The organism is Shewanella marisflavi, from assembly GCF_002215585.1.
GTDB classification, from domain to species: domain Bacteria; phylum Pseudomonadota; class Gammaproteobacteria; order Enterobacterales; family Shewanellaceae; genus Shewanella; species Shewanella marisflavi.
Window position 1 is genome coordinate 1861125 of the sequence record NZ_CP022272.1, and the last position, 23279, is coordinate 1884403.

The 23279-nt window shown below is 49.8% G+C and carries 16 protein-coding genes; 4 read left to right on the plus strand and 12 right to left on the minus strand.

Annotated features, from left to right (window positions below; genetic code table 11):
- Nucleotides 1-94: 94 nt before the first annotated feature.
- Nucleotides 95-1597, minus strand: coding sequence for a methyl-accepting chemotaxis protein (locus tag CFF01_RS08140; RefSeq protein ID WP_088904461.1), 1503 nt, complete (start codon nt 1595-1597; stop codon nt 95-97).
- 395 nt (nt 1598-1992) lie between these two features.
- On the opposite strand from CFF01_RS08140, the gene pheS reads away from it, so the two are divergent.
- From pheS to lpxM, 4 genes are all read left to right on the plus strand, one after another.
- Nucleotides 1993-2976: a phenylalanine--tRNA ligase subunit alpha gene (pheS, locus tag CFF01_RS08145; protein WP_088904462.1), complete on the plus strand. Its 984-nt coding sequence runs from the start codon at nt 1993-1995 to the stop codon at nt 2974-2976.
- 14 nt (nt 2977-2990) lie between these two features.
- Entirely contained in the window at nt 2991-5378 is a 2388-nt protein-coding gene (gene pheT / locus CFF01_RS08150) for a phenylalanine--tRNA ligase subunit beta (RefSeq protein ID WP_088904463.1), read from the plus strand.
- 4 nt (nt 5379-5382) lie between these two features.
- The gene (ihfA, locus tag CFF01_RS08155) at nt 5383-5679 is read left to right on the plus strand and encodes an integration host factor subunit alpha (protein ID WP_011866012.1); all 297 of its coding nucleotides are present in this window, start codon (nt 5383-5385) and stop codon (nt 5677-5679) included.
- A 153-nt stretch (nt 5680-5832) separates the two neighbouring features.
- Entirely contained in the window at nt 5833-6768 is a 936-nt protein-coding gene (gene lpxM / locus CFF01_RS08160) for a lauroyl-Kdo(2)-lipid IV(A) myristoyltransferase (protein ID WP_088904464.1), read from the plus strand.
- Nucleotides 6769-6872: 104 nt separating this feature from the next.
- Here the strand turns inward: lpxM and CFF01_RS08165 are convergent, their stop codons facing one another.
- The 11 genes from CFF01_RS08165 to hisH form a co-directional block, all read right to left on the minus strand.
- On the minus strand, nt 6873-7979 hold the full coding sequence (locus CFF01_RS08165) for a phosphoribosylaminoimidazolesuccinocarboxamide synthase (RefSeq protein ID WP_088904465.1): 1107 nt from the start codon (nt 7977-7979) through the stop codon (nt 6873-6875).
- A gap of 157 nt (nt 7980-8136) precedes the next feature.
- Nucleotides 8137-9186, minus strand: coding sequence for a proprotein convertase P-domain-containing protein (locus tag CFF01_RS08170; protein WP_088904466.1), 1050 nt, complete (start codon nt 9184-9186; stop codon nt 8137-8139).
- A 78-nt stretch (nt 9187-9264) separates the two neighbouring features.
- Nucleotides 9265-12753 (minus strand): S8 family serine peptidase, encoded by a 3489-nt coding sequence (locus CFF01_RS08175; RefSeq protein ID WP_088904467.1) that lies wholly within the window; start codon nt 12751-12753, stop codon nt 9265-9267.
- 454 nt (nt 12754-13207) lie between these two features.
- Complete coding sequence (locus CFF01_RS08180) at nt 13208-15025, minus strand: S8 family serine peptidase (RefSeq protein ID WP_088904468.1); 1818 nt, start codon at nt 15023-15025, stop codon at nt 13208-13210.
- A gap of 574 nt (nt 15026-15599) precedes the next feature.
- Nucleotides 15600-17864 (minus strand): tetratricopeptide repeat protein, encoded by a 2265-nt coding sequence (locus CFF01_RS08185; RefSeq protein ID WP_088904469.1) that lies wholly within the window; start codon nt 17862-17864, stop codon nt 15600-15602.
- A gap of 6 nt (nt 17865-17870) precedes the next feature.
- On the minus strand, nt 17871-18611 hold the full coding sequence (locus CFF01_RS08190; RefSeq protein WP_088904470.1) for a response regulator transcription factor: 741 nt from the start codon (nt 18609-18611) through the stop codon (nt 17871-17873).
- A gap of 221 nt (nt 18612-18832) precedes the next feature.
- A complete protein-coding gene (locus CFF01_RS08195) occupies nt 18833-19843 on the minus strand; it encodes a GGDEF domain-containing protein (RefSeq protein WP_157704969.1) in 1011 nt (336 codons plus the stop codon).
- A 618-nt stretch (nt 19844-20461) separates the two neighbouring features.
- Nucleotides 20462-21082 carry a bifunctional phosphoribosyl-AMP cyclohydrolase/phosphoribosyl-ATP diphosphatase HisIE gene (gene hisIE, locus CFF01_RS08200; protein WP_088904472.1) on the minus strand — a complete coding sequence of 207 codons (621 nt, stop codon included), beginning with the start codon at nt 21080-21082 and terminating at the stop codon, nt 20462-20464.
- Between the two features lie 27 nt (nt 21083-21109).
- Nucleotides 21110-21883 carry an imidazole glycerol phosphate synthase subunit HisF gene (gene hisF / locus CFF01_RS08205; protein ID WP_088904473.1) on the minus strand — a complete coding sequence of 258 codons (774 nt, stop codon included), beginning with the start codon at nt 21881-21883 and terminating at the stop codon, nt 21110-21112.
- The gene (hisA, locus tag CFF01_RS08210; protein ID WP_088904474.1) at nt 21865-22602 is read right to left on the minus strand and encodes a 1-(5-phosphoribosyl)-5-[(5-phosphoribosylamino)methylideneamino]imidazole-4-carboxamide isomerase; all 738 of its coding nucleotides are present in this window, start codon (nt 22600-22602) and stop codon (nt 21865-21867) included. Before hisA ends, hisF begins: the two co-directional genes overlap by 19 nt.
- Complete coding sequence (gene hisH, locus CFF01_RS08215; protein ID WP_088904475.1) at nt 22599-23279, minus strand: imidazole glycerol phosphate synthase subunit HisH; 681 nt, start codon at nt 23277-23279, stop codon at nt 22599-22601. The genes hisA and hisH overlap by 4 nt, the downstream gene beginning before the upstream one ends.

Below are 23279 nucleotides of genomic sequence, written 5' to 3' on the forward strand. Positions count from 1 at the left end.
GTGATAGCTCAAGATTAAATCAAAACAAGGCAGGTTTAAACTCTTGTGAGTGCTGCTTAGGGCAGATAACTACTACCCTAAGCAGTTAAGACGACTAGATTTTTAATCCAACGAGCAGTTGGTCGAGCTGTTCCGCCGTGGCGTGCAGTTCATCACAGCCAGAGACTGACTGATTCGCTGACTGCTCGACGTCGTGAGACTGGTTGCGGATCTCCATCAGATTTGTCGCTATCTCGTTGGCGACCGCCGATTGCTCTTCGGCTGAGGTGGCGATGAGTACGCTCATCTCGTAGACCCGTTCGCTGTGATGGGCGATGGCTTTAAGATCTTCTCCTGTCTCAAGTACGTGTTGTTTACCATCTTGCGCCTTTTCAACCGTGCGCTTCATCACTTGGGTAAGGGCTTGAGAACCGCTTTGCAGCGCTTCAATCATGGCTTTAATCTCGACGGTAGCGGCCTGGGTACGACCCGCTAAGGTTCTCACTTCATCTGCGACTACGGCAAAGCCACGGCCTTGCTCGCCCGCGCGGGCTGCCTCGATAGCGGCGTTGAGGGCCAAAAGGTTAGTTTGCTCAGAGATGGCATTGATGGTGGTCACCACCTCATCGATCTTGGCGGCGTTGTCGTTAAGGGTGTTGACCGCTGATGATGCCTCACCAATCTCGTGGGTGAGATCGCCAATCGCTTCTACCGTGGTGGCGATATCTTTCGAGCCTGCCTCGACCTGTTGATTGGCTTCTAGGGTCTCGCTAGAAGATTGCTCGGCGTTGCGGGCCACCTCTTTCACCGCGGCGGTCATCTCTTCCATAGCCGTGGCTAAGGAGTCCAGATGTTGACGTTGCTCGGCTGCCAGACTCTGTCCCTCTTGGGCTGTTTGCCTAAATGCCTGTACAACGGTGCGTATTTGACTGCTGGCCTGAGTCATGCGGGTCACCAGCTGATGTTGGCGCTCGACTAAGGTATCTATGCTTACCGCCAAAATACTGAACTCGTCTTTAACCTCGAAGAAATTTAGCCGACCGGTGAGATCGCCATCGGCAGCGCGCTTTAATGCCATCACATTGGTATACAGGGCGCCACCAACAAACGTAGAGATATAATAGCTGCTGATGAGGATAACCAAGATCAGGGTCACCAGGCTGATGATCACTATGTTTTGTGCCGAGCTCAGCACCTTGTCGAGCTCGTTGACTTGAGTCTTGGCGACCAAGCCAGTGTTTGACGCTTGGCTAAAAGCTTGTATCGCCTCGCCATTTACCATGGTGCCGCCACCATTATCAACTAGGCGGGCAGCGTCTTGGCGCAGTGATTGTTTGGATTCGGCAAAACCGGCATTTATGAGTGCCTGTTGGTAGCTGTCAGCCTGGGTTTTGGGGACATACTGCTGACTGAGGTCAATTAATGCCACCATCTTTTGGGCGTCGGCCAGGGCGCTTTGTTGATGGCTCTGTTTAAGCTGGTTGTTGAATTGGCCGTAAAGGATATAGGAAAGCCCCATGAGGGTGATGATGGGGATAATGGCAAGTATGGTGAACTTGGTTTTCAGGGTCATATGGATAAGATATTGATCTATCCATCGAAATTTCACTTCTCTCATAGCTATTCTCTGTCGCCTTAGGGATATGATCACCTTATCGGATGCTGGACAGCATTTCTGAATGACAAAATGTCGTTAAGGCGCTTGTTTGTTGTTTATTTGTACTGAGGTGTTGTCGTTATTGCTAAATAAGTTACCGCTCAAGTTTACATCCTCAACCCTGTGGCGGCGAATCAAAATTACATTTTGGGCTGGCTTTTTAATCGATATTAGATTGCCTAGCCGATGGGTGAGTCTTTTCTCACGGATTTCGTTAGAAAAATACCAAATAAGCCCTAGTCAAATCCCTTGTGGTCACGTAAAATTTGTCTCTTTTTCTATTTTCGTAAAGATAAATAGTCAGCATATAGAAAGTCTTGGCTTCCACCTTGGGAGCAGGCGTACTGGAAGAGATGATGTCAGAGTTAACAGAAATCGTAGAACAGGCCTTGCAGGCGATCGAAGGGACAGATGATCTGAAAACCCTCGATGAGCTTCGTGTCGATTACCTGGGTAAGAAGGGTAAGATCACCGACATGATGAAGATGATGGGTAAGCTTAGCGCAGAAGAGAAGCCTGCTTTTGGCCAGGCGGTTAACCAGGCTAAGCAAGCGGTACAACAAAAGCTGTCAGAGCGTATTGAGGGACTCAAAGCCCTCGAGCTGGAAGCGAAATTGAGCGCGGAAAGCATAGACGTTACTCTGCCGGGACGTCGTATCGACAATGGTGGCCTGCACCCGGTGACCCGCACCATCGAACGTATTGAAACCTTCTTTGGTGAGCTCGGATTTAGCGTAAAGCAGGGGCCAGAGATCGAGGACGATTTCCATAATTTCGATGCGCTGAATATTTCTGAGCATCACCCAGCTCGTGCCGATCACGATACTTTTTATTTTAATCCTAAGTTGATGCTGCGTACCCAGACCTCGGGCGTGCAGATCCGCACCATGGAAACGGAAAAGCCGCCGCTGCGTATCATCTCTCCGGGCCGCGTTTACCGTAATGATTATGATCAGACTCATACCCCTATGTTCCACCAGGTGGAAGGGTTGTTTGTCGATGAAAATGTTAACTTCGCCGAGTTAAAAGGGATCTTGCACGATTTCCTGCGTAACTTCTTCGAAGAAGATCTAGAAGTTCGCTTCCGTCCCTCTTATTTCCCGTTCACTGAGCCTTCAGCGGAAGTGGATGTGATGGGTAAAAACGGCAAGTGGTTAGAAGTCTTGGGTTGCGGCATGGTTCATCCTAATGTGCTGCGCAGCGTCGGTATCGATCCTGAAAAGTATCAAGGCTTTGCCTTCGGTATGGGGGTTGAGCGTCTCTCAATGCTGCGTTATGGGGTGAATGACTTGCGTTCATTCTTCGAAAACGACCTACGTTTTCTTAAGCAATTCAAATAACGGAGCGAGTAAAAATGAAATTTAGTGAATCTTGGCTTCGTGAGTGGGTCAATCCAAGTATTAGCCGTGATGAGTTATCGCATCAGATCACCATGGCGGGTTTAGAAGTCGATGGTGTTGATGCTGTCGCAGGTGAATTTTCCGGCGTCATCGTCGGTGAAGTGGTCGAGTGTGGTCAGCACCCAGATGCTGACAAATTACGAGTGACCAAAATCAATGTGGGTCAAGATGAGTTGATCGATATTGTCTGCGGTGCACCAAATTGCCGTCAAGGCCTGAAAGTGGCTGTGGCCATGGTAGGCGCCGTGTTACCGGGCGACTTTAAGATTAAGAAAGCCAAGTTACGTGGTCAGCCCTCATTTGGTATGTTGTGTTCATATGGTGAGCTGGGAATCGATATCGAGAGCGATGGCATCATTGAGCTGCCACTCGATGCACCTATTGGTCAGGATGTGCGTGAATATCTGGATCTTGATGATGCGGTGATTGACGTCGACCTGACGGCCAACCGCGCCGATTGTCTCGGCATGGTGGGCCTGGCCCGTGAAGTGGGTGTACTTAACCGTCAAACGGTTGTTGCGCCGACTTGGGATGCGGTAACGCCTAGCATTGATGCTGCTATCGAGATTGATAACCAGGCGCCAAGTGCTTGTCCACGCTACCTGGGCCGAGTCGTTAAGAATGTTAACGTCAAGGCGCAGTCACCACTTTGGATGCAGGAAAAACTGCGTCGCAGCGGTATTCGCTCAATCGATCCTATTGTCGATATTACTAACTATGTGTTGATCGAGTTTGGCCAGCCGATGCACGCCTTCGACTTGGCTAAAATTGACGGTCAAATCAAGATTCGTCTGGGTGATGGTGAGGAGAAGCTGACACTGCTTGACGGCAATGAAGTAACAGTGCCAGCAGATACCCTAGTGATTGCCGATAACAGCCAGCCATTGGCCTTAGCGGGCGTATTTGGCGGTGAATACTCAGGCGTCACCAGCGAGACACAAGATATCCTGCTTGAGTGTGCTTTCTTTGCACCTTTGGCCATTATGGGTAAATCTCGCCGTTTAGGTCTGCACACAGACTCATCACACCGTTTTGAGCGCGGCGTCGATCCTGAACTACAGCATAAGGTGATGGACAGAGCCACACGTCTTGTGCTGCAGATCTGCGGTGGTGAAGCAGGCCCCGTTGTTGAGTCTAAGTCTGATGAGCATCTGCCAAAGCCTGCTAATATTCTGCTGCGTCGCAGCAAGCTGGATCGCGTACTCGGTCATCATATTGCTGATGCCGATGTTACCGAGATCCTGGAACGCCTGGGCTTTAGCGTATCTCGCGTCGACGATAACTGGCAGGTGACGACCGCGACTTATCGTTTCGATATGGCGATCGAAGAAGATCTAATCGAAGAAGTTGCCCGCATCTATGGTTACAACAATATTCCTAATGTAGCGCCAGTAGCAGCTCTTAGCATGCCGCTGCACAACGAGGCCGATATCGACCTTAAGCGTGTGCGCGCCATGATGGTCGCTCGTGGTTTCCAAGAGGCTGTTACTTATAGCTTTGTCGATCCTAAGCTGCAACAACTGGTTCATCCGGGCGTTGATGCCATGATATTGCCAAATCCTATCTCGGTTGAGATGTCGGCAATGCGCTTGTCTATGTTCACAGGTCTGTTGACTGCAGTAGGTTACAACCAGAGTCGTCAGCAGGGGCGTGTGCGTCTGTTTGAAACGGGTCTGCGTTTTGTACCTGATGAGAAAGCAGAATCTGGTGTGCGTCAACAAGCCATGCTAGGTGCGGTCATTTCGGGTAACCAAAATGACGAACATTGGTCGATGGAATCAAAAACGGTTGACTTTTTTGACCTTAAGGGCGATCTGGAAGCCATTATCGGCTTGACAGTTTCTGAGGATGAATTTACTTTTAAAAAAGCATCTCATCCGGCGCTTCATCCGGGGCAATGTGCTGAAATCTTAAGAAATGATCGTGTAATTGGTGTCATTGGTGCCGTTCATCCGAGCCTTGAAAAGCCCTTTGGCTTAAATGGTAAAACGATTGTGTTTGAGCTCGAATTAGACGCCTTATTGCACGCAAGTTTGCCGCAAGCCCAGACTGTGTCTAAGTTTCCAGCAAACCGACGTGACATAGCCATCTTAGTTGATGAAGATGTCTCGGCAGGAAAAGTTGTAAATTTGATAAGAAAAGTTGGCGAAAATCAGTTGGTTGGCTTAAACTTGTTCGATGTATACCAAGGTAAAGGTGTTGAACCAGGTAAAAAGAGTCTGGCGATAGCACTTACACTACAAGACAACACTCGTACACTTGAAGAGAAAGAAATTGCTGAGATGGTTGAAAAGGTAGTTTCTGAACTCAAGACCGAGTTCAACGCATTGTTGAGGGATTAAAAGTATGGCACTTACCAAAGCCGAAATGGCAGAACATCTTTTTGAAACGCTTGGTATTAACAAGCGAGTTGCTAAAGAGATGGTTGAGGCGTTTTTCGAAGAAATTCGTCAAGCTCTCGAGAACGGTGAGCAGGTCAAGTTATCTGGCTTTGGCAACTTTGACCTAAGGGACAAAAATCAAAGACCGGGTCGTAACCCTAAAACAGGCGAGGATATCCCAATTTCGGCTCGCCGCGTGGTGACTTTCCGCCCGGGACAAAAGCTAAAGAGTCGTGTTGAAGAGGCTAACGCCGGTAAGTAATCCGACTCGATAAGATTGAGAAGGCCACTCCTTGAGTGGCTTTTTCTGTTTCTTTTGAATTGATTATTTGTTGTTAAGGCCTATGTGCCGTCACAGGCACTGGATGAGTAAGAGGTTGTACTCTTGTCTAGAGAATCCATATCTAAAAAAACCATGTCTAAAAAGCCGAAGTATTTCGATCGCCGCTTTCGCGCGGAACTATTGCACCCCAAGTATTGGCTAACCTGGTTTGCCATCGGCATTTTAGTGGTGTTTGGCTTAATGCCGGCTTGGCTTAGAGATCCCATTGCACGTTTGTTGGCGCGTTTAGTTAAAAAGATAGCCAAGAAGCCGCTAAAGGTGGCCAGGGCCAATCTTAACGCCTGTTTTCCGAAGATGTCTGAGGTTGAGGTTAATAAACTGCTCGATGAAAATATCGAGAATTTTGTGATGATCTTGCTCGCTCAGTCGGAACTCCTGCTGCGATCTAACGCCCATCTGCGCCGCCGCGTAGAGCTTGAGGGGTTTGAGCATGTGCAGCGCGCCCGAGATGCGGGGCAACCGGTGATTTTTATTATGCCTCACGTGTGGGGCATAGAGTATGCTGGGCTGCGTTTAAATATTGAACTGCCTATGGTTTCAATGGCCAAGGCGCATCGCAATAAGTTGTTCGATTGGTTTAACAACCGCATGCGCAGCTCTAAGGGTGGCAACATCTACATGCGAGAGGCGGGCATTCGTGCGCTGCTGTCTGAGTTGAAAAACGATAACAGCTTCTTCTACCTACCCGATGAAGACTTAGGGCCAGAAAAAAGCGTCTTCGCGCCGTTTCTCGGAACGGTTAAGGCCACTTTACCTGTCGTGGGGCGTCTAGCCTCGGCGGGAAATGCCCAAGTGATGCCGGTGAAGATTGGCTATGATCAGAATAAACGCAAGTATCTGTTAACCGTATTGCCGCCTATTTCACCCGATGAGATGCAGGGTAAGGAGAATGAGGCGTTAGCTCTTAATCGCGCCGTTGAGCAAGTGATCAACGCCTATCCAGAGCAGTACATGTGGTTCCTGAAACTGCTGCGGACCCGCCCTCCGGGTGAGCCATCTATCTATTGATGCTATAAAGAAAGGCCACATCCTTTAGGGGATGTGGCCTTTTAATCTTTCTGGTAAGCGCTAATCCAACAAGTCGATTGACCAGCGCTCGTCACTAAATTTTATCAGTCTTGGATCAGCTGATATTCATTGCGCAGAATATCGATGATCTCCTGGCGAGGATTGTCGCTTAAGTTTAGCTTCTTACCAATAATGGTCTCGGCGATACCCACATAGGTGTTAGAGATATCCATCATCACTTCGGTCGGCAGCTTGTTATCTTTGGCCAGGGCAATACGCTCAGGCATACGCTCTTTGTTCAGCAGGATATCGGGATCCGGGAAGTGGTTTAGCAGCCACTGTCTGAAACCTTCTTTCGATTTTTCGATGATCTTGCCGTTACGACGAGCTTCGCCGTCCCAGATGCGTGATGAGTCAGGGGTACCCACTTCATCCATGTAGATCAGTTTTTCATTGCCATCGGCGCCTTTGACATAACCAAATTCAAACTTGGTGTCGACAAAGATCTGATCTTGCTCGGCCAGAGCCTCGCTAATCACGGCAAAGCCTTCTTTTAACAGCTTTTCGTACAGGTCGATATCGTCTTTGCTGTGGAAGTTAAAGCCTTCGAGGTGACGTTCAAGATCGGCGCGAGAGACGTTCACATCATCGGCTTCGGGTACGCCTTCAAGACCTGTCAGTACGCCCTTAGTGGATGGGGTGATCAGCACTTCTTCAAGCTTCTGATCTTTCTCTAAGCCTTCAGGTAGTGTGATACCGCAAAAATCGCGCTCGCCTTTGCTGTAGGCGCGCCACATAGAGCCAGTAATATATTGTCTGGCGATCGCTTCAACCATTACAGGCTGCGCTTTTTGAACAATCCACACAAATGGATGTGGCACATCCAGAATATGGCTGTCAGCGAGACCTTTTTCCTTAAATAACTTGAACCAATGGTTTGAAATGGCATTAAGCGCCGCGCCTTTGCCTGGCACGCCATTGAGGCCATTTTCACCTTGCCAGATGCAGTCAAAGGCTGAGATACGGTCACTGATCACCATGATGGCCAGTGGTGTATCGGCAGGAACATCATAACCCTTCTGCTGGATAAGACGTGCACTGTCTTCTGCGGTTAACCAATATACGCTGCGGACTTTACCTGAATGTACCGGCTTATCGGTACGGATAGGCAGGTCGTCATTAACGGCTAAAACTTTGTTTGATTGATTCATAGGGTATTATTTTTTATGTGTAATGTTAGAGGAAGAAATTACCGCGAAATTGTAGCAGAACTGCCAATGGACAACAGCTATTTCCGTTTAATTCTTTTCGTGAAAACAGAGTGTTCTTATGAGCAGATGATTAGTGGCGTAGTAGGGGCGAGACTGCCTACTTAGGCATGTTAAGTAAGGTATCTGGTTTAGCGTTTGCTTGCTCTGAGGCCGAGGGGGAGTAGCTATCTATCTTAAGATGCCAACCCTGCAAGGTGCCTGTATCGCCAGCAGCCAGATCCACGATCGTCAAGGTCCAGTTACCTTGAGTCGGTTCATGACTAAAAGCTTCTGTGTAGTTGTTTTGATATTGCTGGCTGACAAAGGCGTCGCCATTATTTACTAACTTGTGCACTGTGCCTGAAGGTGAGGTCAATGTGAGTTGCAGATCGGCTCGCCAGGGATGGGCTATCTTAGCCAATACCTTTACGCCAAAGGCAAGACGCTGCTCAGAAATATAGATAATGCTCTGTACCCCGTCCGGTGAGTTATCGGTAATCGGCAGCCAATTGCCGTTTGAGCCTCTGAGATACTGTAAGTCACTAGGTAGCAGCTCAAGATTAGCACTTTGCTGTTCAACCATAGCGCCATTGTCGGCACTTGCCGTCACGGTAAAGATATATTTACCCCATTGCATTCCCTTATGGGTAGGTACAGTAAGGCTGAAGGGCTCGCCTGGTAATATCGAGGTTTTCGATAGGGTAGCGCCGGGAAGAGAGGAGGCTAAGCTAAGGCAGATATTACCTTGCCAACCCTTTGTGGCCTTTGTGCTGAAGCGATAGATTGCCGACTCTCCAGCGGGGCGGCGCTGAGTGTTGGTTGAAGTCGGGATAAGAAAAGTAGGCTGATCAGTGCCGAATCGGGTTTGCTCCTTTGTGAAGCGAGTTGTTGCTTGGCTATTGGATGGCGTGGCTGGCTCGATATCTGGATGGGTTAAGCTAGGTTTGAGGTCCTCTAAGGCGATGGATGAGCTGCGCTCTGCGTTAAAGTGGTCAAGGAGAGCACTGTCTTCCTCTATCATATTGACCAAAGGATCAGCGAATCTCTCTTGGTAGTTTTGAAACTCATTGCCGCCCTGTGTAGGGGGAGTTTGTAGGGTAAGCAAGAGTAAGGATACCAGGTATTTTTTCACCTCTTTAGCCTCGAATTGTCGTTTAGCCTGGGTCAAGTCGACCTCACTGCGGCGTATATTTATCTTGGTTTAGGTTGTAGAGGAGGGCGCTATGAAGCGCCCTCCGAGTCGGTCTTAGTTTTTCTTACCTTTGACCTTAATTGTTGGCTCTACGTTTAGTTCGTATGAACAATTGCTGGTGCCAGTTTCACATACCTGGTAAGTGAAACTAGTCGCGGTAGAGTTAAAGCGATCTGTGTAGCTGGCTTTTCTTACACCTGAGCTAACTAGAGTGCCATCGCGGTATACGTCAACGGTCACTTTGGTTACTGAAGTCCAAGCTAAGCTGGTCACTACGCGGTTGCCGTCAGTTACTGCAGAACCCTCTAGAGAGATAGTTGGCTCTACTACAGGCTCAGTCACTGTGATCTCTTTAGTGACTGAGTGCAGGGCACCGTCGTCATCGCTTACCGTTAGGGTAACTGTGTAAGTTCCTGCAGCGCCATAGCTGTGACCTGGATTCGCTAGCGCAGAGCTTGCACCATCACCGAACTCCCAAGACCAAGTCGTTACTGCGCCGTCGCTGTCGCCAGAAAGGTCGCTGAATTGCACGTCAAGGTCTGTAGCGGTGAAGCTGAAATCGGCTACAGGTGCCAGGTTTGCTGGTGCATCGACAATAGAGAAGCTTACCTGAGCCTGGTCGAACGCGTCTTGCGAGTCAGTCGCTACAGCTGTCACTATGTGGTCACCAGCACTTAGCGAGTTAGTGCTGAACAGGGCACCTTCACCGATTAGGCCGTTGAAGTTATCGTACCACTTGATGCCAGCGCTTAGGTTACCGTCTTCGGCGTCAGTTGCCGTGCCGTCGAAGGTGATGCTGTCGCCTAGGTTGAAGCTAGAACCACCCATAGGTGCATTGATTGTCATCACTGGGGCTTGGTTTTCAGCCGGAGGCGGAAGTACCGCGTCGCCGTTTGATACCGAGATGCTCCAGTTGTTCAGTACGCCGTTCATGGTATAGCTTGACGTATCTTCAACAAACAGACGCCATGTACCCATGCTCGACTCACCTGCGAACTCAACTGGGTTAAAGGTCTTAACCAGATCTTTGTTCCAGAATTGACGCCAGGTGACCAGTTTAACCATGGTCCCAGTTGGAGACTGCAGCCATACGTTCAGGTATTGAACCGATTCGAACGAGATATCAACATTGACTTCAATCGCATCGATAGCAACGCCGGTAGGCAGGTCGATTTCAGTGAATACCTTACCGCCCATCTCAGGCATAGCGATTGCCGTGTTGTTTGCACCGCTTACCGTAGTGTTAGCATCAGCAACAGACAGTTCAACAGTTTCTGTGCTTGCCTGGCCTGCTGAATCAGTCGACGTCACCGTGATGACGTGGTCGCCTACAGACAGGTTAGACTTAGTGAAGGTCGCGCCGTTACCGATCACGCCGTCGATGCTAGATGTCCAAACGATGTTAGAAGTCAGGTCGCCGTCTTCTGTGTCGTTTGCGCTTGCGCTGAAGCTGACAGTTTCACCGCTTAGGTAGGCGCCCTGGTTAGCAGGTGTCACTATCTGTACGTTTGGTGCGAAATCTGTACCGGCAGAAGGTGCGCCAGTCAGTTTCAGTGACCAGTTGTTGATAGCGCCTGTATCGCCTGCAACTTCGTCAATGACTTTCAGTTTCCACTCACCAAAAGCGTTGTCCAACTCGTATTCGGTAGGAACAAAGTTACCAGTAAGGCCTGTGCCGTTGCCGCCCGCGCGGTCATGCAGAATGACCTCTTCGCCAGCTGGCGAAATGACAGACACAAGCATGTCAGATGCCCAAGCGTGAGTGATGTCAACAAACACTTCTACCTGAGTCAGCGTCATGTCGTAAGGAACATTGATGCTGCTTGTTGCAGGGTTTGAAGGATCATCATCGCTGATAGGTACGATTTCGTTGCTGGTCAGCACAGTAGAAACAGTCCCTTGAGGCCATACTTTCAGCTCCAGGTTGATGTTCTTAGAAACGCTGCCGTCGGTGGCGTTGACTGTCATGTTGTACGTACCAGGCGCAGTTTGCTCGGTCGTATTGATAGTCATGGTGTTAGTGGTGTCGCCCGCAACCGGGTTTTGTGCGAACAGGACTTCTGCGTTGAGCTCAGGAACGCTGGTTAGGCTCATCGTCGCTGTGCCGCTGAAACCGCCTGCAGCAACCAGATCGATAGCATAAGCTTGGCTGTTGCCTTGGTTGATGGTTGACTTAGTTGGCGTTGCTTCCATGAAGAAAGAAGGGCCCGCGCCGCCAGAATCGATCAGGGCGTTGGCAAGGTTTAGACGCTTACCAGAGATGGTTTTACCTTCCAAAGCCGCAAGCGTATCACCTGTATTCATAAGCACACTTTTTAGCTGTGACGTGGTCAGGTTGGGGTTACCCGCCAGGATCAGCGCTGCGGCGCCGGCTACGTGAGGTGTCGCCATTGAGGTGCCGCTGAAAGTGTCATAGCTGTTGTTAGGCGTCGTTGACAGGATGAATGAACCCGGCGCAGCCAGGTGAACCAGTTGGTCGCCGTAGTTAGAGAAACCAGACAGGTTGTCGCTACTGTCGGTAGAGGCTACTGCTACGACGTTAGGCACATCGTAACCTGCTGGATAGAAACCGCCGTTGTCGATGTCGGCCGAGTCATTACCCGCAGCCGCCACGAATAGCATATCGGCATTGTTTGCCGCAGTGATGGCGTCTTTTAGCGTCTGAGTGAAACCACCGCCGCCCCAGCTGTTGTTAAGTACGCGGATGTTGTTGCCAGCATTTTTAAGACCGATCATATAGTCGATACACTGCACACCATCGGCAAGGGTACCGCCGCCTGAACCCAGGAAGCTACAACCGACCATGTTGGTTTGCCAGTTAACGCCGGCAACACCCATGGCGTTGTTACCTTTGGCACCGATAGTGCCGGAAACGTGAGTACCGTGAGCACCAGTGTCAGACGGGTTACCGTTATCTAGGATGGCTGAGATGCCGTGGATATCATCGATATAGCCGTTACCGTCGTCATCGATACCGTTACCCGCGATCTCATTTGGGTTGGTCCAGATGTTGTCAGCCAGATCTGGGTGGTTGAAGTCGAAACCCGTATCGATAACACCTACAACGACAGAAGAATCACCGATCACATAGTCCCAAGCCGTTTCAGCTTGGATCTTCTGCATGCCGTACAGGCTTGGGTATGAAGTATCGTTAGGCACCGCAGTCGTATGTACTAGGTAGTTTGGCTCTGCATATTCGATTAGCGGGTGGTTTTTAAGGCTTGCTAATACCGCATCAACTTTACGGCCTTGGCCCAGTTCTAGTACCGCCAGACGACCGTTAGCTATGTTGCGTAGGCGGTCATCCACGCCGTCGTTATTCTTATCTTTGAAAGAGACGCCCAGGTTACGGGTAAGTTCTTTACGATCTTTTTTAGCTACTTTTTGTTTGAACTTAACGATAACTGATTGTTGATCGTATTCAGGCATAGCTTTGAGCGGCGCTTTTGATACGGCCAGCGCTACAGGGCTTAGTCCGGTTAAAAGCGAGGCACCTAATAGTGTTGTGAGCAGCTTGGAAGATGATTTCTTGGGTGTAGTCATCAACTGTTCTCCTGTTGTTATAAAATTTATAAGTACTCAGTGTTGTCGCACCCAGTTACTTGATGAGGTCTTCAATAGGGCTATATCGCATATGAATGTATGTGATATGTATGCATTTATATACCTTGACGTGAGATTGATCAACAAATGTTTATCAAAAAATTCACATAAATATACATTTGCTGTCTTATGTATCTGTTTTGAATGGGATCCAGGTGCTCATTCCTGGTCAAAATACTTGCTGTCCAAAGGCGCCGTGAGCGGAAAAGGCGGACGAAAGAATCAGAAAAGGAACCTGAAAATGGCTGGGGAGGAAAATCGCGTGGCGCCGTTGGAGCCTAATTCTGTTGCTAGAGTCTAAGGGAGAGAAGGGGCCGAAAGCTTAAGGTAAAGCTGGCAGAGGAAGGGGACCTCTGCCATATAGGTAGGAGTTATATAGACAAAAGCGATGCCTTTAGAAACTAATCGTCTGTGTCTGAGTGCAGATCTGAGATCCCTCCTCACAGGCCTTATAGACGAAGCTGCCACTACTCTTACGTCCGAAACTATCTATGTAGTGGGTGTCAGCCGCTACGGTGGCAATTTTTTGTTCATTGCGATAGAGATCAACTTTGGCAGTTGAGGCCGCCGTCGTTGTTAAGGTCACAGTGTGCTTGCCACGTGCAAATTGATACTCTGCCGCCAGGCTAAAGGTTCCTGGCGAGCTGTCGCCACCCTGACAGCCATGAAGTTGCAGATAATCATAGGCCGCCTTGGCATTGACGATACCGTAACCAAAGTAATCATCATGGCCTGGAGCTCCCTGGTCTTGGGCACTCGCTTTTAGCGCATCACGGATCTCGCTACCAGTACATTCAGGGTAGTTTGACCAAACCAGCGCCGCCACGCCCGATACTGCAGGAGTCGCCATCGACGTGCCACTCATATAGCCATAGTCGGATTGATCGATGGCAATAGTCGCGTTTGTGGCGCCTATGATAGCGGCTCGATCCGCTAAGTCCGCACCCACCGCGGGGATCTGAGTCGTATTGGCATCTCCCAGAGTACCGTAGAGCATACCGTCGACATTATTGATGATGATGGCGCCTAAACCCCCTGAGGCCTCACAGTTCGCTACCTTGTCATGAAAGGAGATGTTACCGCGGTCGATAACGCATACACGACCTTGGGCGCCAGTATCTATGGCTTCGGCAGTGCCCATGAAATAGGTATTGCCAGAAGCCGAACCGGCATTCTCCATTGCGGCAGATTCGTAATAAGTGCCATCGGCACTCATCGATGCCATGGTCGACATGCTAGCCGGATAGGTCGACAGCGTCTGAACGCCACCAGCGGTGACTTCGACGCAGATGTTTTCATCGAGTGTTGCACGCTTGCCTCGGCCACTGCTGCAACTTGGGAACTGCGAAAAGCTGGCAATCTTGTTGTCGGCATCATTGGCACCCACCATCATCACAGAGGGGTATCCCGCAGGGTAAGAACGTACATTGTTGCCATCGTTACCAGCCGCCGCAACTACCAAGCCGCCAGCCTGAGTAAAGGCCTCAAATGCATTAGATTCAATGCTGTTAGCACCACCGCCACCCAGGCTCATACTGATGATGTTGGCACCAGCTTGGCTACACAGATCCGTAGCATGGGCTAGATCCGATGAGTAGGCCCAGCCGCTTGCGGTGAAGACTTTTATGATGTGCATTTCAACACCGGGTGCCATGCCCACGACGCCTATCTCATTGTCTGCTGCGCCTATCGTACCGGCAACATGGGTGCCGTGTGGCCCGCCATTGACGTCCCATGCGCCGGTGCCGGGATCGTAGTCGCCAGTGATCGCTCCCCAATTAAAGTCTGGGTTTGTTCTGTCTAGTCCCGAGTCGATAACACAGACTTTCATGCCTGCACCAGCTACGAAGTTCACTTGGTCGGCTTGAGATTGGTAAACAGCATAAGGGGTGAGCTGAGTGACCATAGGATCGCCGGCGTCATCTTGATAGAGGGCTTGGAGTGTGCGGCGCAGATCTTCCTCGACCAGCTTCACATGGGGGTTGTTTAACAGGCCTTTGACCTGTGCCAGGTCTTGCTCGGGAAAGCTGGCGGCGAAGAAACCATTGCCGTCGAGGTTAATTTCGGCGCCGGATTTGATAGCCAAGGCTTTCACAAGCCCTTTGTGTTGATTGTCGACTTGGATAACATAGCGTTGATCTTCTGCCTGGCTAGCGCTGGTAACACCCAGGGTGAGCATGGCTATTGCACTGGCTAATTTACTGATTTTCATATTATATACTCCACTTGAACCCCTGGTGTTGACTTAGCGTCGGGCCGTAATAGCTTGCCTTTGGCCGCGTGCTCGCCGAGATAAACATCAGCGTATTTCCAGTTGTCCCGTTGCTGGTTGAGAGATGTAGGGTTGAGCTAAACGCATCCATTAGCTGCTTAGTGCGATCTATCTCGCTACACCACAGTCAACAGATTGGTGTATACACTTATATACAATAATATTCATTTGATCAAACAAATTTAACAATTAAAGAACAATTGGGGCAATTGTGCTTGCTTGGGGCTTTTGGTTCAGCTTGGACAAGGGAGTGACTTTAGGGATAGTTTTTAGGGATAGTTTTTAGTGATAGTTTTTAGGGATAGTTTTTAGCGGCAGGGAGCTGGTATCTAATTTGTGTACATGTCTTGAGTATCAATCTTGTGAGAGGATGCTTTGCGTGAGATTACTTTGCATGAGAGTGTTTTACGTGAGGGTGCTTTACCTGAAAGTGCTCTGTGAGAGAAAACTTGGTAAGAGATCATTACGGCGAAATTGGCGTTCAATAATAGCGCGGTGTGTTTGGAGAGAAAGGTTAAGAGGCGTCTTGTTGGGGGGAGGATTTAGCCGCACTCGGGCAGTGCAGAGATAATTTAGCGCCGCCCAGATGAGAAGATGAAACAGTCAGGGTGCCGCCATGGGCTTCACAGATCTTTTTTGCCAGCGCCAAACCAAGTCCTATGCCGCCTGAATCACGACAGCGGCTCTGATCCAGTCTGACGAAGGGCTCGAACACCCGCTCTCTCTGCTCGCTGGGGATCCCTGGGCCATCATCTTCGATACTCACAGTGATGGCGGTTTTATCTTGATGTAGGCTTATTACTACCTGTGACGCCGCAAAACGTGCTGCATTACGAATGATATTGGAAAACGCCCGCGTTATCTGGGTACTATCGGCGCTAACGATACAGGTGTTATTTGGGCGAGTCACCAGCTTAAAGCCTTTGTCAGGATAGAGGGCGTTGTTGGCGTCTATGACCTCCTCGAGTACCTTATTCAGATTTACCTGAGACAGGTGTAAGGGCCGCGAGTGATTTTCTAGCTGGATAAAATCGAGCGCCTCTTTAATCAAGTTTTCAAGTTCAGCCAACCCCTTATTGATGGTGCCGATTAATCGGGTTTCCTTATCTTGACTCAGTTGTTCTTCAAGCATGTCAAAGGCCAGCTGGACTCGGGCAAGAGGCGATCTGAATTCGTGGGCAACCGCCTGAATCAACTCACGTTGAGATTGAATATTTTGATTCAGTGACGCATTGATTTTCCGTTGATGATGGCGGTTAACAAGCAAGAGTATAATGACAAACAGTACGCTAAGGCCGCCAAGCCATACATTTCGCTGATAAGTATGTTGCGCCAGTTGTGTCTTCTGTAGTGCCTGATCGGCTTGCAATAATTTTATCTGTTGCTCCTGCTGTTCGGTCTCAAAGTGGCTAAGGAGAAACGCTAATCTTTGGTCGCTTTCTGAGTTAAACATCTCATCATTGACCCGCTTGAACTCTTCTAAATTCGCTAACGCCTGGTCTGTCTCTCCTAAGGATTTAAAGAGCAGATAGCGAAACTCGTAGGCGTCGCGAACGATATGTTTATCCTGAACTTGTTGTGAGGTGTTTAAGGCTGCCTCGCTAAGGGTTAGCGCGCGTTGATGATTGCCGCGCATCTTCTCCACTTTGGCGAGTGTTAGCAGACCGTAAGCACTGACTGAAAGGATGCCGAGCCTGTTTGCCTGGTCTAGCCCAGTTGTGATCTGTTGGTAGGCCTGTTCTGGGTTGTCGAGTGCGATATAGGCATTGGCTAATTCTATGTATATTCGAGCTTCCAGCGCCGTATCAGAGATCTGCTGCGCCAGGGCTAAGGCCTGCTGATACTGATGTAATGCCGAGTCGAGTTGCTGCTTCTGAAGATGAACCATGCCAAGGTTGCTGTGGATCTCGGCAATGCCTTGCTGATCTTTGAGTGACTCGTAGTAGCCCAGCGAGCGCTGCAGATAGGAGAGTGCCTGCTCATAATCTTTCAGATAAAAATAGGTGAGGCCGATATTACCCAATATTTGGGCTAAACCTGGGAGATCGTTGAGTTTTTCTCTAATTTTCCTCGATTGCAATTGATAGTCTAACGCCAGGCTGTAGTTGCCGCTGGTGCCGTACATGTTGGCGATGTTATTGAGCGAAACGGCAATGCTCTTCTCGTCGCCTAACTGCTTTTGTATGTTAAAGGCCCGAATGAAAAAGTTTAGCGCCTTTTCTGGTTGGCCTATGGTTTGATAGATGATCGCCATGTAGTTTGTCGTATTGGCGATGCCCCTGAGGTCTTGCTCCTGCTTGGCTATCTCCTGGGCCTGCTCGAAGGTCTTGAGTGCGGTCTGATAATCGGCTTTACGCCAGTAGATGATACCTTGCATGGTTTGCGCCGCATAAAGGCCGCGCAGATCTTGATTGGCTTTTGCTAACAGCTTACTTTCATCGGTCCGTTGTTGGGCCTTTGCATATTGACTGAGCGAGACATGTACCCAGGCCATGTTGTTGAGCACTGTGACTTTGCGATTATCGTCTGGCCAGCGTGAGAAGACTTCAAGTGCCTGCTCCCCATATGCCAGACTTTTCAGGGGATCATTGTCGCGATAATGTTTAACCAGTGCCGTAAGGAGTTCGCCCTTTTGCTCTTGAGGTAGGTTTGCCAGCTGCTCTTCACGTTGAAGTAGATCTGCCGATGCCTCGGGGGAATCGATACTCGCCGCAATACCTGCCAGCGTGAGCATGATCAGGATTGCGAGTATCAATAGAGCAATTGGCTTTAGTCGCATTCGGTCTTAATCTCCGACAAACAGATAACCTTTGCCGTGTATTGTCTTAATGCGTGTTGCATGACTGGGGTCATCCCCTAGCTTGCGGCGAATACGCGATACGCGTAAATCTATGGTTCTGTGTGAGCTCTCGTATCCTAAGTCACTGAAGTAATCAGAGATAGAGTCTCTATCGCAAATCTCGCCGGGTCTACTGGCTAGGAGCCAAAGCAGCTCAAATTCGGCAGTGGTGAGCTCAATATCTTGTCCATGCTGTTGGATACGTTGATATTTCTTATCTATGCTGAGCCCATCAAACTCGATAAGGCTATCATTATGACTGTGCAGTTTGCTGAGTTTCGCTTCAACAATAGGCTCGGGTTTACGTCTTAGTAGTGCTCTGACTCTGGCGAGTAACACCCGCGAACGGACGGGTTTGGCTAAGTAATCGTCGGCGCCAGTCTCTAGTCCAGCCACTTCATCAATATCATTGTTGAGTGCGGTCAACATCAGGATAGGCCCGTTATAGCTGCCCTCGATACCAGGGTGACCATGGCGTACGGCGCGGCAGATGGATAAGCCATCCATATCCGGTAGCATCACATCTAAGATCACTAACATGGGTTGCTCGTTAATGATACATTCAACAGCTTTAGCGCCGTTGTGCTCAATTTGAGTTTTGTAACCGTTCATCTCGAGAAAATCGGCGACTAGATGTGCCAGGTCAGCATCGTCATCGACGATCAGTATCCAGTTATTGTCCTTCACGATAGCCCTCTATGTGTTGCAATACTGTAAAAGATATATTGCGGGTTATTATATATCACTTTTGTATTCTAATGTATGTTTATGTATCTAAAAGATCATACATGAGTGGGGTTTAGCGCAAAAAATTAAACAAGAAAGGGAAAAATGCAGGCTCAATCAGATGTGTTGTTTGGTAATAAAAAAGGCGTCCCTGCCGAAAATGGTAAAGCGGTATAGGTCAGTTAGGCTATGTGACGGCAGAGGGGCTTGCTCGAAACATCTGCCAGCTGATGGATAGTATCTTGATCAAGTTGCCAATTATCGGGCAGGGTCTGTGAATCTTTCCCCATATAGCTAAACCAGGTGTTACGAGAGGTGGTTTTAGCCGCGTACAGGGCCATGTCGGCTAAGTGAACGACCTGTTGCCAACCAATCTTGTCTGGTTGATTGGCCGAAAAGGGGTAGGGCGCAGCACCAACGGACGCTGTGATTTTGAAAGGCGCTTGGTTATCCAGCCGGAACTCCATGGCTTCTATCCCTTGGCGAACCTTTTCAGCCAACTTATCGATCTGATGGCGATCCACAAAACGCGCAACCACGAGAAACTCTTCGCCGCCCCATCGCACTACATAATCATAATTCCGAAACAGGCTATTTAAGCGCTGAGCCACCTGGGTAAGCACTTGATCGCCAATCAGATGCCCATAGGTATCATTAATGGGTTTGAAATGGTCGATGTCGATGATGAAAGCTAGCATATCTGCTTTAGTCGGTAGGTCGCCATTTTGCTTTGCCGCTTGATAGCTGCGATCGACTCGATTTAAATCCTGGGCGATCATCTCCTCGATGAAATGGCGATTTTTTACGCCAGTCAATGGATCGGTATGGCTCATCTCTTGTAGGCGTCTGTTTTCCTGTTTTAACGCTAGAGTGCGCTCATCTATCTTCTGCTCCAGCCGAGCACTGGAAAATAGAATGACTTGTTTATAAAGACGTTGCATGACCAGAGCGATAGCAACTAGTGGTACCAGGTAGTGCAGCAGCCCGCCAGGAGTGACCTCTTGGATGCGGCTTAGCCAAGAGCCTGAGGATATCCTGACTTGTGGCTCTGGCGTGATCAGCTTAGGGGGAGATGCTAACTGGTCAGTGGACGATGCTTTGCTGTTGCCATAAAGTGAACCCGAGTCAGGAGGGGAAAAATATTGGGACATTTGCGGCTTCAATCCGTAGGGCGCGGCTATGCTATAGGGCATTAGTGCTTCTTGAAGCGGATTTAAACTGCTTCTCGCCGCTAACTCGCCAGATGGCAAGATAAGTATGCTGCAGGCCAAATATAAACTTTGCCTGAAATGATTTTGTCGTGAGCGCCTAGTCATAACCGGATACCTCTTGTTTAAACGCTTATACCTGTGGGCATTTAATCGGCGTAGTTGTTACGAGCTTGTTGGTTTATCAGTCCCTTGTTACATTGTGTATTCTTATGTATACAAATGTATATTATGTTGTAGATTTAGATTTTGCAATAGTGATCTTGCTGAATAGCCGTTAATTGTGGGTAAAAGCATCACTCTCCATCTGGATTAACACGCTGAACTTAGCTTTTTAAAATTAGCTCTTTGGTTTAGCGAGCTGTATGAGCGGTATGAACAGATGACCTAGCTTAGTGGCTGACCTTATTGGCTGAGATTAGTGGCTGAGATTAGTGGCTGAGATTAGCGAAATAAATAAGTGGAATAGATTAGCAGCGTGCCTGAGATGGCACTGAGCTAATGTAAGCAAGGACACTGCACCATTGAATGAGCCGTTTGGAGAAAGGGCGCCCTTTATTCCGGCGCCCTTTTGAGTGACTCGTTTTGCATGCACCTATTGGCTCATTTACCCGCTGCGCTGTGGCGCTCTTGTAAATTGGCGGTGATCGCTTCAAGGCTGAGGTCTTGATCTTCCAGCAGTACCAAGAGGTGATAGAGGAGATCTGATGCCTCGTTAACCAATTCCTCTTTGTCATGGGTGGCTGCGGCCAGAGCTGTTTCCAGCCCCTCTTCGCCAACTTTTTGGGCGATGCGTTTTGTGCCGCGCTCGAATAGGTGAGCCGTGTAGCTGCTCTTGGCATCTTGCCCCTTGCGGGATTTGATGAGTTTCGCCAAGTTGTCGATAAAGGGGTGGGCTTCGCCATCTGGCCAGCAGCTTTCCCGTTCGAGGTGACAAGTGGGACCATTGGGGATCACCTGTACCAGCAGGCTGTCGTTGTCGCAGTCGCTGTCGATGGCGACCAAGTCTAAGGTGTTGCCTGAAGTCTCGCCCTTAGTCCACAGGCGCTGTTTGCTGCGGCTGAAAAAGGTAACTTTGCCGCTTGCCAGGGTGTGAGCCAGTGCGGCCTTGTCCATATAACCCAGCATCAAGACTTTTCCGCTGAGGTGGTTCTGCACCACGGCGGGCACTAATCCCTGTTGCTTTTCCCAATCTAAACTGTCGAAATCTTCTAAGTTTTTCATCTTTAATCCTTGAGCACGATGGCACCCCTACAGGCGCATCTGAATACCCTTATCTTGTAGATAACGCTTAAGCGCCTGAATGTCTATGATGCCTTTATGAAACACGCTTGCCGCCAGGGCCGCATCGACCTTTGCCGCCGCAAACACCTCATAAAAGTGTTCCATGGTACCGGCACCGCCCGAAGCGATAAGCGGTACGTCGCAGATGGCGCGCACCATGCTGAGCTGCTTGATGTCGTAGCCTTGTCTCACACCATCTTGGTTCATCACATTGAGCACGATTTCGCCGCAGCCGCGTTTTTGTACCTCTTCCACCCAGTCCTGGGTGTACCATTGGGTATCTTTAGTGGCGGCTTCGTCACCGGTAAACTGTTTGACCTTGTAGCTGTTGGTGTCAGCATCATAGTAAGAGTCTATGCCTATCACGATACATTGGCGGCCAAACTCATCTTGTAGGCGGTCGATCAGGCTGGGATCGCTGAGCGCCGGTGAGTTGATGGAGATCTTATCGGCGCCAAAGGCCAGCTTCTCCCGCGCCTGCTCAATACTCTTGATGCCACCGGCGACGCAGAAAGGGATATCTATCTGCTCGGCGACGCGGCTGACCCAGCTTTTATCGACAACTCTGTCGTGGGCACTGGCAGTGATGTCGTAAAACACCAGCTCATCGGCGCCCTCTAAGGCGTATCTGGCGGCAAGTGGCACGATATCACCGACGACCTCATGGTTACGAAACTGCACGCCCTTAACGACCTTGCCGTCGCGAACATCCAGACAGGGGACTATGCGTTTGGCCAGCATGCGATCGCCTCCTTCACGTTAAAGTTATTGATCAGTAGCGCTTTGCCTATGATGATGCCACTGGCGCCGCTATCGCGCACCGCGGCCACATCTTCTAAGGTGGCAATGCCGCCCGAGGCCTGCCAGGCGATATCGGGGTAACGCTGGGCAATCTCTTGATATAAATCGGTATTGCTGCCCTGAAGTGTGCCGTCACGGCTAATGTCGGTCACCAGAGCATGCTTAAGACCATAGGGGGCAAAGGCGGCCACCAGAGATTCCAGCGTCTTACCGCCGCCGCTTTGCCAACCCGATACGGCCACTATCTTCTCACCCGCCTCGTTGATGTTGACATCCAGCGCCAGACAGATGGCGTCGCTGCCGTAGGTCTTGAGCCAGCCCTGTACTAACTCGGGCTGTTTCACGGCCAGAGATCCAATCACCACCCGCTTGACACCGAGCTCTAACAGCTCTTTGACCTGGGCTTCGCTGCGAATACCGCCGCCAACCTGAATGTTGGCCTCCAATCCGTTCACCAGATCACCAATCAGCTGAGTCTGACGCTTATCGGGATCTTTGGCGCCGGTCAGATCGACAATGTGTAGCCAGGTCGCACCCTGTGCTTGATAGGATTGCAGCTGCGCCAGGGGACTGTGGTCGAAGGTGGTCTGCTGGGCATAATCGCCCTGATAGAGACGCACCACCTGGCCGTCAATAAGATCGATTGCTGGGATGATCATTGGGCCTTCTCCTTAGCAAAGGTGTTTTTGTCCATCTTCATAAAGTTCTTCAAGATAGTGGCGCCAACGGCAGCACTCTTTTCAGGGTGGAACTGCACCCCCATAAAGTTGTCTTGGGCGATGGCGGCGCTAAAAGACTCACCATAGTCACAGCTGGCGATGGTGAAGTCGCCAAGGGGCGCGCGGTAGCTGTGGACAAAATAGACATAACTACCAGCTGCAACACCCTCAAAAAGCGGGTGCTCGCTCGGGGTTATCTGATTCCAGCCCATATGGGGCAGGGGCAGTCCTTTAGCATCGAGTTGTTCGATATGGGTGTCGATCAGGCCAAGGCATCGGCAGTCTTGACGCTTATTCTCGTTATTCTTGTTGTTTCCATCTTCGGCAATATAGCCGCCGCGCTCCTGTGAGCTTAGCGTCAGCATCTGCATGCCAAGACAGACGCCCAATACAGGTTGAGTGAGCGACACTAAGGTGTCGATCAGCTGTTTGTCGCTCAGTGCCGCCATCGCCGCCTTGGCGGTGCCGACGCCGGGCAGTACCACTCGAGTCGCCGCCTTGATCTTGTCGATATCGTCACTGACTTCCACCTCGGCGCCAATCCGCTCGAAGGCGTAGCGCACCGAGCTTAAGTTAGCGCAGCCGGTATCGACTATGATGGTCGTATCTTGTGCCAT

What these genes read in the sequence shown, in the direction of transcription:
- pheT (WP_088904463.1), top strand. Translation starts at nt 2,991, where the DNA reads ATGAAATTTAGTGAATCTTGGCTTCGTGAGTGGGTCAATCCAAGTATT.
- CFF01_RS08165 (WP_088904465.1), bottom strand. Translation starts at nt 7,979, where the DNA reads ATGAATCAATCAAACAAAGTTTTAGCCGTTAATGACGACCTGCCTATC.
- hisIE (WP_088904472.1), bottom strand. Translation starts at nt 21,082, where the DNA reads ATGAAAAACTTAGAAGATTTCGACAGTTTAGATTGGGAAAAGCAACAG.
- CFF01_RS08140 (WP_088904461.1), bottom strand. Translation starts at nt 1,597, where the DNA reads ATGAGAGAAGTGAAATTTCGATGGATAGATCAATATCTTATCCATATG.
- pheS (WP_088904462.1), top strand. Translation starts at nt 1,993, where the DNA reads ATGTCAGAGTTAACAGAAATCGTAGAACAGGCCTTGCAGGCGATCGAA.
- CFF01_RS08175 (WP_088904467.1), bottom strand. Translation starts at nt 12,753, where the DNA reads ATGACTACACCCAAGAAATCATCTTCCAAGCTGCTCACAACACTATTA.
- lpxM (WP_088904464.1), top strand. Translation starts at nt 5,833, where the DNA reads ATGTCTAAAAAGCCGAAGTATTTCGATCGCCGCTTTCGCGCGGAACTA.
- CFF01_RS08180 (WP_088904468.1), bottom strand. Translation starts at nt 15,025, where the DNA reads ATGAAAATCAGTAAATTAGCCAGTGCAATAGCCATGCTCACCCTGGGT.
- CFF01_RS08195 (WP_157704969.1), bottom strand. Translation starts at nt 19,843, where the DNA reads ATGCCCTATAGCATAGCCGCGCCCTACGGATTGAAGCCGCAAATGTCC.
- ihfA (WP_011866012.1), top strand. Translation starts at nt 5,383, where the DNA reads ATGGCACTTACCAAAGCCGAAATGGCAGAACATCTTTTTGAAACGCTT.
- CFF01_RS08185 (WP_088904469.1), bottom strand. Translation starts at nt 17,864, where the DNA reads ATGCGACTAAAGCCAATTGCTCTATTGATACTCGCAATCCTGATCATG.
- hisH (WP_088904475.1), bottom strand. Translation starts at nt 23,279, where the DNA reads ATGGCACAAGATACGACCATCATAGTCGATACCGGCTGCGCTAACTTA.
- hisF (WP_088904473.1), bottom strand. Translation starts at nt 21,883, where the DNA reads ATGCTGGCCAAACGCATAGTCCCCTGTCTGGATGTTCGCGACGGCAAG.
- hisA (WP_088904474.1), bottom strand. Translation starts at nt 22,602, where the DNA reads ATGATCATCCCAGCAATCGATCTTATTGACGGCCAGGTGGTGCGTCTC.